Source organism: Vibrio sp. SCSIO 43137, assembly GCF_028201475.1.
In the GTDB taxonomy this organism is placed as follows: domain Bacteria; phylum Pseudomonadota; class Gammaproteobacteria; order Enterobacterales; family Vibrionaceae; genus Vibrio.
On record NZ_CP116383.1, the window covers coordinates 1,075,299 to 1,089,790 of the forward strand.

The 14,492-nt window shown below is 45.2% G+C and carries 13 protein-coding genes; 9 read left to right on the top strand and 4 right to left on the bottom strand.

Annotated features, from left to right (window positions below; all coding sequences use genetic code 11):
* Nucleotides 1-30: 30 nt before the first annotated feature.
* Complete coding sequence (sppA, locus tag PK654_RS05145; protein WP_271698124.1) at nt 31-1,884, bottom strand: signal peptide peptidase SppA; 1,854 nt, start codon at nt 1,882-1,884, stop codon at nt 31-33.
* 182 nt (nt 1,885-2,066) lie between these two features.
* On the opposite strand from sppA, the gene PK654_RS05150 reads away from it, so the two are divergent.
* On the top strand, nt 2,067-4,070 hold the full coding sequence (locus tag PK654_RS05150) for an NADPH-dependent 2,4-dienoyl-CoA reductase (protein WP_271698125.1): 2,004 nt from the start codon (nt 2,067-2,069) through the stop codon (nt 4,068-4,070).
* A 69-nt stretch (nt 4,071-4,139) separates the two neighbouring features.
* Here PK654_RS05150 and PK654_RS05155 read toward each other — a convergent pair whose 3' ends face one another.
* Nucleotides 4,140-4,880 carry a YciK family oxidoreductase gene (locus PK654_RS05155; RefSeq protein ID WP_271698126.1) on the bottom strand — a complete coding sequence of 247 codons (741 nt, stop codon included), beginning with the start codon at nt 4,878-4,880 and terminating at the stop codon, nt 4,140-4,142.
* Nucleotides 4,881-4,971: 91 nt separating this feature from the next.
* On the opposite strand from PK654_RS05155, the gene sohB reads away from it, so the two are divergent.
* The 7 genes from sohB to pyrF all read left to right on the top strand — a co-directional run bounded on the left by sohB (nt 4,972) and on the right by pyrF (nt 11,462).
* Nucleotides 4,972-6,033: a protease SohB gene (sohB, locus tag PK654_RS05160; protein ID WP_271698127.1), complete on the top strand. Its 1,062-nt coding sequence runs from the start codon at nt 4,972-4,974 to the stop codon at nt 6,031-6,033.
* Between the two features lie 247 nt (nt 6,034-6,280).
* Nucleotides 6,281-6,961: a (d)CMP kinase gene (gene cmk, locus PK654_RS05165; protein WP_271698128.1), complete on the top strand. Its 681-nt coding sequence runs from the start codon at nt 6,281-6,283 to the stop codon at nt 6,959-6,961.
* Nucleotides 6,962-7,059: 98 nt separating this feature from the next.
* Complete coding sequence (gene rpsA, locus PK654_RS05170; RefSeq protein WP_271698129.1) at nt 7,060-8,730, top strand: 30S ribosomal protein S1; 1,671 nt, start codon at nt 7,060-7,062, stop codon at nt 8,728-8,730.
* A gap of 72 nt (nt 8,731-8,802) precedes the next feature.
* The gene (gene ihfB, locus PK654_RS05175) at nt 8,803-9,084 is read left to right on the top strand and encodes an integration host factor subunit beta (RefSeq protein WP_271698130.1); all 282 of its coding nucleotides are present in this window, start codon (nt 8,803-8,805) and stop codon (nt 9,082-9,084) included.
* Nucleotides 9,085-9,225: 141 nt separating this feature from the next.
* Complete coding sequence (locus PK654_RS05180) at nt 9,226-9,501, top strand: LapA family protein (RefSeq protein WP_271698131.1); 276 nt, start codon at nt 9,226-9,228, stop codon at nt 9,499-9,501.
* A gap of 19 nt (nt 9,502-9,520) precedes the next feature.
* The gene (gene lapB / locus PK654_RS05185) at nt 9,521-10,690 is read left to right on the top strand and encodes a lipopolysaccharide assembly protein LapB (RefSeq protein ID WP_271698132.1); all 1,170 of its coding nucleotides are present in this window, start codon (nt 9,521-9,523) and stop codon (nt 10,688-10,690) included.
* A 73-nt stretch (nt 10,691-10,763) separates the two neighbouring features.
* The gene (pyrF, locus tag PK654_RS05190) at nt 10,764-11,462 is read left to right on the top strand and encodes an orotidine-5'-phosphate decarboxylase (protein ID WP_271698133.1); all 699 of its coding nucleotides are present in this window, start codon (nt 10,764-10,766) and stop codon (nt 11,460-11,462) included.
* Nucleotides 11,463-11,526: 64 nt separating this feature from the next.
* Here the strand turns inward: pyrF and miaE are convergent, their stop codons facing one another.
* Both miaE and PK654_RS05200 read right to left on the bottom strand, forming a co-directional pair.
* Nucleotides 11,527-12,297, bottom strand: coding sequence for a tRNA isopentenyl-2-thiomethyl-A-37 hydroxylase MiaE (gene miaE / locus PK654_RS05195; RefSeq protein WP_271698134.1), 771 nt, complete (start codon nt 12,295-12,297; stop codon nt 11,527-11,529).
* A 60-nt stretch (nt 12,298-12,357) separates the two neighbouring features.
* Nucleotides 12,358-13,122: a DNA repair protein gene (locus PK654_RS05200; RefSeq protein ID WP_271698135.1), complete on the bottom strand. Its 765-nt coding sequence runs from the start codon at nt 13,120-13,122 to the stop codon at nt 12,358-12,360.
* A gap of 386 nt (nt 13,123-13,508) precedes the next feature.
* Between PK654_RS05200 and cysB the strand changes: the two genes are divergently transcribed.
* Nucleotides 13,509-14,483 (top strand): HTH-type transcriptional regulator CysB, encoded by a 975-nt coding sequence (cysB, locus tag PK654_RS05205; RefSeq protein WP_271698136.1) that lies wholly within the window; start codon nt 13,509-13,511, stop codon nt 14,481-14,483.
* Nucleotides 14,484-14,492: the final 9 nt, after the last annotated feature.

The window sequence follows — 14,492 nt, forward strand, 5'->3', positions numbered from 1 at the left end:
CTGTGAAGTTCAAATTGTGAGGAATATTTTTTACTTAACCTGACAAGTCAGGCATGCGGAATAGTAACCTTTAGGATCATTAAAAGTACTGAGTAACTGACCATCCGCTTCAAGTTGTTTTGATAGTGGCTGAAGCGCTTCAGGGAGCAGGCTGTGAATATCAAAACCTGTTGCGATCATGATTTTCTCAGAGAGTTCCTGGAAAAACTGTTCTGTCGGGGTTAATTGCTCTTCTACCCAGTAAATATTGTAGTTTTCCATGCCTGCCAGTTCTGCTGCTTTCTCAATAGCATTGTCAAAATCACCCATATTATCAACAAGGCCGGCCTTCATAGCGTCATAGCCTGTCCATACACGCCCCTGAGCAACGTTATCAACTTGTTCCATTGGCAGGTCACGATTATTACTGACTAGAGAGATAAATCTATGGTAACCATTTTCGATACCAAGCTGAATGGCTTGCCCTGCTTTATCGGAAATTCCTCTTGTTATGCCGATACCGGAAAATGGTGTAGTGCCAACACCATCACTGTATACGCCGATGTTGTTCAGCCCTTTTTCAAAAGTGGTAATCACACTGAAAATGCCGATGGAACCAGTAAGCGTAGTCGGCTGGGCGATAATTTGGTCGGCATTAACTGAAATCCAGTAGCCGCCGGATGCTGCTACGCTCGACATAGAAACAACGACAGGTTTACCTGATGCTTTGATAGCTTCCACTTCATTGCGAATCACTTCTGAAGCAAACACGCTGCCTCCCGGGCTGTCCACCCTGAGAACAACGGCTTTTACTTTGTCGTCGTTTCGCGCTTCACGCAGCAGTGATGCAGTGGAGTCACCACCAACAGTGCCCCTTGACTGTTTACCGTCTACGATTGCACCACTTGCCACCACAACAGCAATATCATCGGCTGAGGAGTCAAATGAGTCGCTGTGGGTTTGTCGGTAATCGTAGTAACTGATGGCTTTATAGCTGTCTTTTCCTTCCTTACCGAACGCTTGTGCAAGTTGTTTGCGTATCTGCTGGCGGCTGGCCAGTTCATCAACAAGACCTGTCTGTTTTGAAAGTTGGGCAAGATCTCCGTTAACAGATTTCAACTTAGCCAGAAACTCATCCATTGATGGGTTGATGGCTTTTTTATCTATCTGACGGTTAGTAGCAACGTCTTCAATATAAGCGCCCCACAGTTGAGTCAGCCAGGCTGAAGCGGACTGTTTTGCCTCGTCAGACATATTATCCCTGATAAAGGGTTCGATTGCTGATTTGTAAGTACCTACTCTGAATACATGAGTATTTACATCCAGATTTTCTAGCAGGGTTTTATAGTAGAGAGGGTAGCTTCCGTAGCCACGCAACATTACCGCCCCTTCCGGTGCCATATAAATCTTGTCTGCGTAGCTTGCCAGATAGTACTGACTCTGATTGTAGAAATCACCGACGGCATAGACAGGTTTACCTGTGCTTTTAAACTCATTAATTGCTTTAGCGACGTAGCGAAGTTTGGTCAGGCTGGTTTCCGGCATCTCTTTCAGGCTGAGAACCAGTCCGGAGATATTGTTGTCTTCCGCTGCGTAGCGGATGGTATTAACAATATCGAAAAGAACATTTTCTTTAGGCAGTTCTTTGCCAAACAGGGAGCCGGTAAAAGAGTCCATCGGGTTGAGATAGCTTCTTTGCTCTACAATAGGGCCCGATAGGTTCATTACTAATGCAGAAGCTTCTTTTACCTGAGGAACCGGGGCTTCCTGAGTTTCATTGTATCCAAGAAAAATAACAGCAAGGATCAGAAAGAAAAACAGATTAAAAATAGCAAGGCGGATAAAGTTAAGTACCTTCCAAAAGCCTTTAAAGATCATGCCGATAAATTTGAAAATGCGTTTCATGTGTTCTCCGTGGTCCAGCATTCGGGACGCTGTGTCCTTTCTTAACTCATCCTACTTTATATTTCAGTAAATGACACCCAAGATTGATCGATGTTGCATAAATGTAAACGCTTGTTTGATTTTTGATCTAGATGTGAATAATCTGGTCTGACCATAAATATAAAAGTAAAGTGAGCTCTGCCATGTACCCAAACCTACTTCAACCCCTTGATCTCGGTTTTACTCAGTTAAAGAACCGGGTTTTGATGGGCTCTATGCATACAGGTCTTGAAGAACATAAAGAAGGCCTGCAACGTCTGGCTGCCTTTTATGAAGAGCGTGCAAAAGGCGGGGTGGGGCTGATTGTAACTGGTGGTTTTTCACCAAACCTGAGAGGGCGCCTGCACCCGTTAAGTGCGGAGTTTAGTAAACCAAAACACGCTAAAGCTCATAAGGTGGTAACAGAAGCCGTGCATAAACATGGTAGTAAGATTGCCTTGCAGATACTGCATGCCGGTCGTTATGCCATGCACCCTTTCTCTCAAAGTGCCTCTGGTATGAAAGCGCCGATTTCACGCTTTGCTCCCAGTGAGATGTCGGAACGCCAGATCCTAAAAACCATAGACGCTTTTGCTAACAGTGCTTCGCTCGCTCAACTGGCCGGATACGATGGCGTAGAAATTATGGGCTCTGAAGGGTATCTGATTAACCAGTTTATCTGCCGGCGGACCAATATGCGTTATGACCAGTGGGGCGGCAATTACAAAAAGCGTATGCGTTTTCCTGTGGAGATAGTTAAGGCGATACGTAAAGCGGTAGGCGATGACTTTATGATCATTTTCCGTCTCTCTATGCTGGATTTGGTCGAAGATGGCAGTACATTTGATGATGTTGTCGAGCTGGCGAAAGCGTTAGAAGATGCCGGTGTTACCTTAATCAATTCCGGAATAGGCTGGCATGAGGCAAGGATCCCCACTATAGCTACTCAGGTGCCCCGCGCGGCCTTTACCTGGGTGACAGAAAAGCTGAAGCCACACCTTAAAGTGCCGGTAATCACCTGTAACCGGATAAATACACCGGAAGAAGCAGAAAGAGTTCTGGCTTCAGGCCATGCAGATATGGTCTCTATGGCGCGTCCGTTTCTGGCTGATCCCGAGTTTGTTAACAAAGCAGAACAAGAGACTCCGCAGTTTATTAATACCTGCATCGGTTGTAATCAGGCCTGCCTGGATAATATTTTTCAGGGCAAACGGGCAAGTTGTCTGGTCAACCCGAGAGCGTGTTACGAAACAGAAATCAATATTGTTCCAGCGCAAACTAAGAAAAAAGTGGCGGTTATTGGTGCCGGCCCTGCCGGGTTATCCGCTGCAACCACGGCAGCAGAGTGCGGCCACTATGTAGATTTGTATGAAAAAAGTGACCGAATCGGTGGTCAGTTCCGGCTGGCAATGCAGATCCCGGGTAAAGAAGAGTTTCGTGAAACCATCCGTTATTTCGCTAACCGGATTGAGACCTCAGGGGTAAACCTGAAATTAAACTGTGAAGCTAAATATGATGATCTGAAAGGATACGATGAGATTATTATGGCATCGGGTGTAGAGCCACGTATTCCGGATATTGAAGGTGTCTCTAATCCGGAAAAGGTGATCGATTATCAAACCCTTATCAAAGAGAAAACACCAGTCGGCGAGAAGATAGCTATTGTCGGTGCTGGTGGTATAGGGATAGACATTGCAACTATGCTGACGGAACCTCAGCATCAGAGTTTGTTTGACTGGCTGCATGAGTGGGGCATTGATACGGAACTGACTCATCCGGGTGGTTTATACCCTCATCTGGATTCAACCAGCGAGAAAACCGTTTGGGTGTTACAACGGAGAAAAAGCAGGGTGGGGAAAGGACCCGGAAAAACAACCGGCTGGATCCATAAACGTACTCTGGAAAAAAGAGGCGTGCACCTGATGGGCGGAGTTAGTTACAACGCTATTGATGAAGAGGGGCTGCATATTAATATTAATGGCGCAGAGCAACTTCTGGATGCGGATAAGATTGTTATTTGTGCCGGTCAGGAATCGGTGCGCCCTTTTGAGAGTCACTGGAAGGAGTTAGGCGATAAGCTGCACGTTATCGGCGGAGCGGATAAAGCTGGTGAACTGGATGCAGTGAGAGCGATTCGTCAGGGTATGGAAGCCGCGTTAAAGCTATAACTGGACGAGATACAGAAGATAAAAGGGAGCGAATGTCGCTCCCTTTCTGTTTACATCAGGTTAAGTAAATTATTTTGGCTGGGCATCAATACATTGGCCATTTACCTCTGAGCCTTCCGGAGACATCAGATACAGGTAGAGCGGCATAATATCCAGTGGTGTTTTCAGTAAATCAGTATCCTCTGCCGGATAAGCTTTAGCTCGCATACCAGTGCGGGTCGCGCCCGGGTTAATCGCGTTGACTTTAATCTTGCTGTCGGTCAGCTCATCGGCAAGGATCTGCATCATACCTTCGGTAGCAAATTTAGAGATTGAGTAAGCTCCCCAGAAAGCTCTGCCGCTATGGCCTACAGTGGAAGAGGTGAATACAATGCGGGCGTCATCGGATTTGTGCAGTACAGGAAGCAGCGCCTGAGTCATCAGAAACTGCGCTTTTACATTTACCTGCATCACATCATCAAAGGTGTCTTCACCAATTTGATCAAACGGGCTGATAACACCAAGCAGGCTGGCATTATGCAGAACACCGTCCAGCTTACCAAACTGCTGCTCAATGGTATCTGCCATATCGATATAGTTTTGTTTGCTGGCACCTTTCATATCCAGAGGGATAATTGCGGCCTGAGGGTAGCCGGCAGCTTCGATCTCATCATAGGTTTGCTCAAGTTTTTTAACTGTGCGTCCCAATAAAATCACCGTTGCGCCGTGTTGGGCAAAGCTCAAAGCAGCCTGCTTTCCTATACCATCTCCGGCACCGGTAACTAAGATGACTTTTTCCTTTAAAGAATCTGAAGAGACTGAATAATCCACTTTGATTTGTTTCCTATTTTTATTAACTTTTTATTGGTAATCGTGACAAGTTAGTTACAATACACGAATTCAAACCATTGGGGATAATAGATTGGAATTTTTGTTGGATTACGGCCTGTTTTTGGCCAAGATTGCGACCTTTGTTGTGGCAATTATTGCCGTGCTGGTGGTAGCTAAGGCCGTCGGTGGTCGTCAGGGTGGCTCAAAGGGTGAATTGGAAATAACGAACCTGACAGAAAAGCATAAAGAGAACATTGAAGTCATGGAGCATCACCTGCATGACGGTACATTTATTAAAGAGCGCGATAAAGCAGAAAAGAAATCCGAAAAAGAGAAAACCAAGCAGCGTAATAAAGAAGTAAAGAAAGCGGCGAAAGAGGGCACTTTAGAACTGACCCGCGAGCCACATCTGTTTGTTCTGGATTTTAACGGCAGCATCGATGCCAAAGAAGTTGCCTCACTTCGTGAAGAGATCACCGCTATCCTGTCTGTTGCCAGAGAAGGTGATGAAGTTCTGCTGCGTCTGGAGTCTGGCGGCGGTATGGTTCACGCTTATGGCTTGGCTTCTTCACAGCTGGATCGTATTAAAGCGGCTAATATTCCCCTTACTATTGCCGTTGATAAAGTTGCTGCCAGTGGCGGTTATATGATGGCTTGTATTGCCGATAAGATTGTTTCAGCCCCTTTTGCTGTGGTTGGTTCTATCGGCGTTATTGCTCAGATCCCGAACTTTAATAAGCTGCTTAAAAAGCACGATATTGAGTATGAGCAGTTAACTGCAGGTGAGTACAAGCGTACTTTGACCATGTTTGGTGAAAATACTGACAAGGCGCGTGAGAAATTTAAGCAGGAACTGGAAGAGACTCACGTGCTGTTTAAAGACTTTATCCGTGAGCGCAGGCCAGAGCTGGAGCTGGAAAAAGTCGCAACGGGTGAACATTGGTTTGGTAGCAAAGCAAAAGAGCTTGGTCTGGTGGATGAAATTACCACTTCTGATGATATTGTTGTGGCGGCCTGTAAAGAGAAAACCGTGTTGTCAGTTCGTTATCTTCAGAAGAAAAAGATCAGTGATAAGCTGGCCAGAATTGGTGGTGATGCTGCCGATCATCTGCTGATGAAATGGATGTCTCGCGGGCAGAGACCAATGGTGTAAAACCGTTATAGTTATAAAAATACCCGGTTGAGCATTAAGCCAGCCGGGTATTTTTTTATCCTCTTTTCCTGTCCTGTTTTTACTCGCACCTGAACGCATTTCCCTCTATAATACGCCCGCCGAAAAATACGCCGTTCTCTCAAATACAGTGCTAGATAACTGTCAGAATTAGACTACACTCAGGCAACAGAAACTGAATCGTGCAGGGCTAACCGGGAGCGGCATAAAAACAAAGTTGGAGTATTAAATGTCTTCGAATACACCCGTTGTAACCGTGGATGGACCGAGTGGTGCTGGTAAAGGCACTCTATGTATGTTGTTGGCAAAACAGTTAGGCTTTCATTTATTGGATTCCGGTGCAATTTATCGTGTGTTGGCACTTGCTGCTATTCATCACGGGGTTGATACCGAATCAGAAGATGATTTAGTTCCTTTAGCAACGCATCTGGACGTACAGTTTATTGCTGAAGGTGACCTGGTAAAAGTGATTCTGGAAGGTGAGGACGTCTCTCCGGAACTGCGTAAAGAAGAAACAGGCAATGCAGCTTCAAAAGTAGCGGCATTTCCGAGAGTAAGAGAGGCGCTTTTGCGTCGTCAGCGTTCGTTTAGTACAGAAGCCGGTTTAGTGGCAGACGGACGTGATATGGGTACAGTAGTGTTCCCTAATGCAGAGGTAAAAATCTTCCTCGATGCAAGTGCAGAAGAAAGGGCAAATCGACGCCTTAAGCAGTTGCAAGACAAGGGGTTAAGTGTTAAATTTGACCACCTTTTGCGCGAGATACAGGAGCGCGATGACCGAGACCGCAACCGTGCGGTTGCTCCGTTACGCCCTGCTGAAGGCGCTTTAGTGCTTGATTCTACATCACTTTCTATTGAAGAAGTGGTAGAAGAAGCAATGAAATATATCGAATCTAAATTGTCTCAATAAGAGGCAATGGGAGGTCGGCTGCAAGGATGATAGTTGGCTATTTTATCAACCCCACGCGGTAGGATGCCCGTGGAAGTTTAATATTGAAGATCAAATTAATGACTGAATCTTTCGCTCAACTCTTTGAAGAGTCTCTAAACGAACTAGAATTCCGCCCTGGTACTATTGTTAAAGGTACTGTTGTTGCAATCGAGAACGGTTTTGTTCTTGTTGACGCTGGCCTTAAGTCTGAGTCTGCTATCCCTGCTGAACAATTCAAGAACGCTGCCGGCGAACTTGAAGTTGAAATCGGTTCTGCAATCGACGTAGCTCTAGACGCAGTAGAAGACGGCTTTGGTGAAACTCAACTTTCTCGTGAGAAAGCTAAGCGTCACGAAGCTTGGATCGTTCTTGAGAAAGCATACGAAGAAGCTGAAACTGTTGTTGGTATCATCAACGGTAAAGTTAAAGGTGGTTTCACTGTAGAACTAAACGGTATCCGTGCGTTCCTACCTGGTTCACTTGTTGACGTTCGCCCAATCCGCGACACAACTCACCTAGAGAACAAAGAGCTAGAGTTCAAAGTAATCAAGCTAGACCAGAAGCGCAACAACGTTGTTGTTTCTCGCCGTGCTGTTATCGAATCTGAAAACAGTGTTGAGCGTGATGAGCTTCTTGAAACTCTGCAAGAAGGCAGCGAAGTTAAAGGTATCGTTAAGAACCTTACTGACTACGGTGCATTCGTTGACCTTGGTGGTGTTGACGGTCTTCTTCACATCACAGATATGGCTTGGAAGCGTGTTAAGCACCCATCTGAGATCGTAAACGTAGGTGACGAGATTCTAGTTAAAGTTCTTAAGTTCGATCGTGAGCGCACTCGCGTATCACTAGGTCTTAAGCAGCTAGGTGAAGATCCATGGGTAGCAATCGCTAAGCGTTACCCAGAAGGTCACAAGCTGACTGGTCGTGTAACTAACCTGACTGACTACGGCTGCTTCGTTGAAATCGAAGAAGGCGTTGAAGGTCTTGTACACGTTTCAGAAATGGACTGGACTAACAAGAACATCCACCCATCTAAAGTGGTTAACGTTGGCGACGAAGCTGAAGTTATGGTTCTTGAAATCGACGAAGAGCGTCGTCGTATTTCTCTGGGTCTTAAGCAGTGTAAAGCTAACCCATGGCAGTCATTCGCTGAAGCACAAGCTAAAGGCGACAAAGTTACTGGTAAGATCAAGTCTATCACTGACTTTGGTATCTTTATCGGTCTTGAAGGTGGCATCGACGGTCTTGTACACCTGTCTGATATCTCTTGGAACGTTCCAGGTGAAGAAGCAGTACGTGAATACAAGAAAGGCGATGAAATCTCAGCTGTTGTTCTTGCTGTTGATGCAGAGCGTGAGCGTATTTCTCTTGGCGTTAAGCAAATGGAAAACGACCCGTTCAATGCATTCGTAGCGGATAACAAAAAAGGTGCTCTAGTTAACGGTACTGTAACTGCAGTAGACGCAAAAGGTGCTACAATTGAAATTGTAGAGGGCGTTGAAGGTTACATCCGTGCTTCTGAAGTATCACGTGACCGTGTTGAAGATGCATCTCTAATCCTGAGCGTTGGCGATAGCGTTGAAGCGAAGTTCACCGGTGTTGACCGTAAGAACCGCGTAATCAACCTTTCTGTTAAAGCGAAGGATGAAGCTGAAGAGCAAGAAGCAATGGCATCACTGAACAAGCAAGATGAAGGCGCGTTCACAAATGCTATGGCTGACGCATTCAAGGCTGCTAAAGGCGAATAATCGCATAAGGGAGCCTTTTGGCTCCCTTTAATTCGATAGGGACTTTTCCGATAGTAAGTGATGAGGGTATATATGACTAAGTCTGAATTAATAGAAAGACTCTGTGCCGAGCAAACTCACCTTTCAGCAAAAGAGATCGAAGATGCTGTAAAAGATATTTTAGAGCATATGGCATCTACCTTAGAGGGTGGAGACCGAATTGAAATTCGTGGTTTTGGTAGCTTCTCATTACATTATCGCGAGCCTAGGGTTGGACGTAATCCTAAAACAGGTGAAAAGGTTGAACTTGATGGAAAATATGTTCCTCATTTCAAACCGGGTAAAGAGCTGCGTGAACGCGTAGATTTTCACTAATTAGCCTAGTTTCGAGTTATACAAAAGCGGCATATGTTGATATGCCGCTTTTTTATGAACGGAATAAAGCTGTAGCCATGGTTTGTCAGCGCGATTTACTGCATAATCAGAGGTTAGCGAATTATTCAGGAGTAATGAGCAGTGAAAATTATAAAAACGATTCTTATCATCGCACTTTTCTTGGTCGCACTGGCATTGGGTGCTCAGAATCAGGAAATCGTTAGCTTCAATTATCTTCTTGCCAAAGGAGAGTTCCACCTTTCTACTTTGCTTGGTGTTGTGTTTGTCTCCGGTTTTGCCCTTGCGTGGTTGATTGTTGGTAGTATTCAACTTAAATCCCGTCTGACTATTCGTCGTTTAAATCGCCAGTTAAAAAAAGCAGAATCCCAACAAGTGGCCGTTGAGAGTAAAGCTTAGTAAAGAACAGGCCTGTTAGATGTTAGAACTACTTTTCCTGCTACTGCCGATTGCCGCTGCCTATGGCTGGTACATGGGCAATCGTAGTGCGCGCCACGATAAGCAGGAACAGTCCCACCAAATCTCAAGACAATATGTAACAGGTCTTAACCTGCTGTTATCTGAACAGTCAGATAAGGCAGTCGATCACTTTATCGAACTGCTTCAGGTCGATAACGAAACCATAGATACACACTTAGCACTAGGCAACCTGTTCCGTTCTCGGGGAGAGGTTGACAGAGCCATTCGTATTCACCAGAACCTGATATCCCGTCAGGGGCTGACCATAGATCAGAAGAACATCGCTCTGCAGCAGTTGGCTAAAGACTACATGGTCTCCGGGTTTCTTGATCGCGCAGAAAAGATCTTTGAACAGCTGGTTGATGAGCCTTCCCACCGTGAAGCGGCCCTGACCCAGTTAGTGTCCATCTATCAGCAAACGCGTGAGTGGAGCAAAGCTATCCACTACGCTACCGCGCTGGTTAAAATGGGCAGGAAACGAATGTCGGCCAGTATTGCTCATTTCTGGTGTGAGCTGGCCATGCTTGAACAGGCAGACGAGAAAAAATCCAAAGCTATTTTGTACTTTAAACGTGCTTTATCTGAAGACCCGAAATGTGTCCGTGCCAGTATTTCCCTTGGTAAGCTCTATCTGGAAAATGAAGATTATAAAAGCACCATAAAATATATGCAGATGGTGTTAGAGCAGGATGTTGATTTTATTGGTGAAGTTTTGCCTACACTGGCGGATTGCTATCATCACCTTGGTCAGGAAGACCAGTTGGTTGAGTTTTTAAGAGCCTGTATCGACAAGAAAGCAGGCGTGTCTGCTGAGCTGATGCTTGCTCAGCTTGTGGCGCATCATGAAGGCGTTGCTTCTGCACAGATGCTGTTGACCAGACAATTAGTGAGAAACCCGACTATGAAGGGCTTCCACCGCCTGATGGACTATCACTTGGCAGAGGCGGAAGAGGGGCGGGCCAAAGAGAGCCTTAATACTCTGCGTTCTCTGGTGGGAGAACAACTTAAGATTAAACCTCATCACAGGTGCCGTAAATGTGGCTTCTCAACTCATGCTCTTTACTGGCATTGTCCTTCCTGTAAAGGGTGGGGAACCATTAAGCCGATCCGTGGACTGGATGGTGAGTGACTGAACAAGATAAATTTCAATAAAACCTTCTTTTTATAAGAAGGTTTTTTTCAGCGAAAAATAAGGAGAGAAAATGCAGGATCAAAAAGTAATAGTGGCTCTGGACTACGATAACCAGAAAGACGCACTAACCTTTGTTGATAAAGTTGACCCGACATCATGCCGGTTAAAAGTAGGCAAAGAGATGTTCACTCTTTTCGGTCCTGAGTTTGTGAAGTCGCTGCATAGAAGGGGCTTTTCGGTTTTTCTTGACCTGAAGTTTCACGATATACCAAACACATGCTCCAAAGCGGTTCGTGCTGCGGCAGAGATGGGCGTATGGATGGTCAATGTACATGCCGGCGGCGGAGAGAAGATGATGACCGCATCCAGAGAGATTCTTGAACCTTATGGGACGGACAGGCCACTGTTAATCGGTGTTACGGTTCTGACCAGCATGGAACGCAGTGACTTATCTGGTATAGGTATTGACTGCGAGCCGCAACAGCAGGTAATGAGACTGGCAGAGCTGACGAAAAACAGCGGCTTAGACGGGGTCGTCTGTTCCGCTCAGGAGTCCCAAATGCTGAAATCGGCGCTGGGAAGTGAATTTAAATTGGTTACTCCGGGGATTCGTCCGGCTGGCAGTGCTCAAGGCGATCAAAAGCGTATTATGACGCCGGTAGAGGCGATTCAGGCGGGTTCAGATTATCTGGTTATCGGCAGGCCTATTACTCAGGCAGACAACCCGGCAGAGGTGCTGTCTGCGATAAACCGCTCACTACAAAGCTAGACCTTGAGAGAGAATAAGGCCGTTGGATAGCGGCCTTATTCTCTTAACTGTCAGAACTGCCTGTTTACGCAGGAACTCCGCTATGGAACTTAAAGTCCTTATCAGGGGTGGAGATCAGTTCTGCTTCTATGGCGCCAAAGTAGGTCACTCTGTCGCTAATATCTTTTTCAGCAATCTGCTCTGCCAGTGATAGGTAATCTTGGTAATGTCGTGCTTCAGAGCGTAGTAGCGAGATATAGAATCGCCCGATATCATCATCCAGATGTGGTGCCAGTTTAGCAAACCGCTCACAAGATCTTGCTTCAATATAGGCGCCGATAATGAGCTTATCGATTAAGGCTGCAGGCTCATAAGTCCTCATATGTGACAACATTCCCTTGGCATAACGGCTGGCACGGATATTTTCGTAGTTAATGCCTCTGCTACCCATTATCTCCAGAACCTGATAAAAGTGATGCAACTCCTCTTTGATCAGCAATACCATTTTGTCGATAAGATCCTGACTGTATTCCGAGCCGGATTTGCCAACAATAGATTTTGATAAGTTGTTTTTGTTTTTTAGTGAGTTGATATCGCCTATACGGCGGTATGCAAAGTCTTCATAGGGTCTAAACCATTCCAGCAGAGTTTCGGCACTATCATCGTCTACAGCATATTTACGAATTAAGTACATAGCAGACTGTCCCGCTTTTAACTCACAAATCAGATGGTCAAGCAGAATGGTTTTCAGGTTTTCTGCTTTCCGCGCTTGTTCAATCCACTCCTCTGGCGTTTCACATTGCAGAAAGTTCCGGATGGGTTCTAGTAAGTTTTGTATGGTTGAGTCTTTATTCATATTATTTTCAGTATTAAAAAAGGCCGCAGAAGCGACCTTAATAAAAAGCAGTAAGTCAGGCTACCATTTTTTCTTTTCACCAAATAGCGCTTCCATATCGCTGTCGCGCTCTTTCTCTTCCTGAGCCAGCAGATCTTCAGCACTTTTACTCTTCGAATTAGACTCAAGTTCACTCAGCATCATTTGTAGCTTCTCACGTGCCTGATTTGAGTAGCTATCATTTTTCGGAGTTAAGGCGTCGATACCTTTCTTAAGCAACTGTCTGGCGGTTCCTGTCTGGCCACGAACCATAGCATCTTTGGTTCGCTTAATAACGTTTTCTATATTAATCCGGATCTGAATAGTTTCCAGACGGGCATTTTCTGCCACATAAGCCTGAGTATTAAAGCGGCCTTTATTGTGTTCGCTGCGGATAGTATCACGCAGGCGCTTCACCAGCTTAAGCATAACAATGGCCTGCTTATCGCTGCTTGGTACCTTAAAGGTTGTGCTTTCGCCACCGGAATAGTTTTCTCTTAACTGAGCAATTTGAGCTTTCATATTCTCAATACGTTGAGCAAGTTGTTTACTCTTGGGATCCAGCTCCTGCATGCTTTCCAGAGAGTCTAAAATTCTCTGGTTCAGACAGATCAATAGATCCTGACTATATGGCAGATGGTGGGCATTACCAATCAGGTCTTCGGTAGCATCGATAATAGCTATATATCTGGAAGATTCCTGTCTTCTCGACATCTCAAGCTTTGTATTATACTGGAGCATCACGTTATATCCGATAACGAGAACCAGTAGTACGGCAACGAGAACAATAATTAAACCAATATTCATATATCTTTTTCTGTCTTGAGATTAACTAAGCTACTGCTAAGCATACACGATTCTAAAAGCTGACTACAGTTATTGTCTTATATGTGATTCTAATATTGTAGAAAAAATATGCACAGAGATAAATTATGAGCTGTTGCTTACAAAAATATAACTTTTACTCTGCATCAGGTTGATCAACTCTCTCAATAAATACCGAGAGAAGTCGCTTTTCACTATCATTTTTTACCATAAGGCGTTATAACTATTGCTTATAGTTGTTAAATATAACGTTTAATTATATATAGTAACTTCTCTGGCACGGCTCTCATTTGTTACAGAGAAGCCATAAATTTTACCCAGTGATTTACGGATAATGTCCCTCCAGGTGAAGGATTACAGGTAGTAAGATGAAATTACAGCAGTTGAAGTACATTGTTGAAGTGGTTAATCATAATCTGAACGTATCGGCGACTGCCGAGAGTTTATACACCTCTCAGCCGGGGATCAGTAAGCAGGTTCGTCTGTTGGAAGATGAGCTTGGTATTCAGATTTTCGAACGTAGTGGTAAGCATCTTACTCAGGTGACCGGTGCCGGCGAGGAAATCATCCGCATTGCCCGGGAAATCCTTTCACGGGTAGAAGGGGTTAAGTCGGTGGCTGCCGAGCATACTCATCCTGAGATGGGGACGCTGAATATCTCGACAACCCATACGCAAGCCCGCTACGCCCTTCCTGAGGTGATTAAATCTTTTACTGAACGTTTCCCTAAGGTCTCCCTGCATATGCATCAGGGAACACCTACTCAGATGTCTGAAGCGGTGGCTAAAGGAACGGCAAACTTCGCTATTGCCACAGAAGCGCTGCATCTGTATCAGGACGCTATCATGTTGCCTTGCTATCACTGGAACCGTTCTATTGTAGTGATGAAAGATCACCCGCTGGCGCAAAAGCAACATCTGACTATTGAAGACTTAGCCTCATATCCATTAGTGACTTACGTATTCGGATTTACCGGACGCTCGGAACTGGATACCGCCTTTAACGATGCAGGTTTAACACCAAGAATTGTGTTTACTGCCACGGATGCCGATGTGATTAAAACCTATGTCCGTATGGGGATCGGCGTCGGTGTTATTGCCAGCATGGCCGTAGACCAGCAGCAGGATTCGGATTTAGTCGTGATTGATGCCAGCCATATCTTTGGTTCAAGCACTACTAGTATCGGTTTCAGAAGAGGTACTTTCCTGCGTAGCTATATGTTCGATTTTATGGAGCGCTTTGCTCCCCATCTTACCCGCCCGGTTGTTGAACAGGCTATCTCTTTAAGAAACAACGCTGAAATAGAAGAGATGTTTAAGGACATTGTACTTCCTACCCGGTAATTCAGCGCT

Coding starts and splice junctions, on each gene's coding strand:
- sppA (WP_271698124.1), bottom strand. CDS start 1,884: ATGAAACGCATTTTCAAATTTATCGGCATGATCTTTAAAGGCTTTTGG.
- PK654_RS05150 (WP_271698125.1), top strand. CDS start 2,067: ATGTACCCAAACCTACTTCAACCCCTTGATCTCGGTTTTACTCAGTTA.
- cmk (WP_271698128.1), top strand. CDS start 6,281: ATGTCTTCGAATACACCCGTTGTAACCGTGGATGGACCGAGTGGTGCT.
- rpsA (WP_271698129.1), top strand. CDS start 7,060: ATGACTGAATCTTTCGCTCAACTCTTTGAAGAGTCTCTAAACGAACTA.
- ihfB (WP_271698130.1), top strand. CDS start 8,803: ATGACTAAGTCTGAATTAATAGAAAGACTCTGTGCCGAGCAAACTCAC.
- lapB (WP_271698132.1), top strand. CDS start 9,521: ATGTTAGAACTACTTTTCCTGCTACTGCCGATTGCCGCTGCCTATGGC.
- pyrF (WP_271698133.1), top strand. CDS start 10,764: ATGCAGGATCAAAAAGTAATAGTGGCTCTGGACTACGATAACCAGAAA.
- miaE (WP_271698134.1), bottom strand. CDS start 12,297: ATGAATAAAGACTCAACCATACAAAACTTACTAGAACCCATCCGGAAC.
- PK654_RS05200 (WP_271698135.1), bottom strand. CDS start 13,122: ATGAATATTGGTTTAATTATTGTTCTCGTTGCCGTACTACTGGTTCTC.
- cysB (WP_271698136.1), top strand. CDS start 13,509: ATGAAATTACAGCAGTTGAAGTACATTGTTGAAGTGGTTAATCATAAT.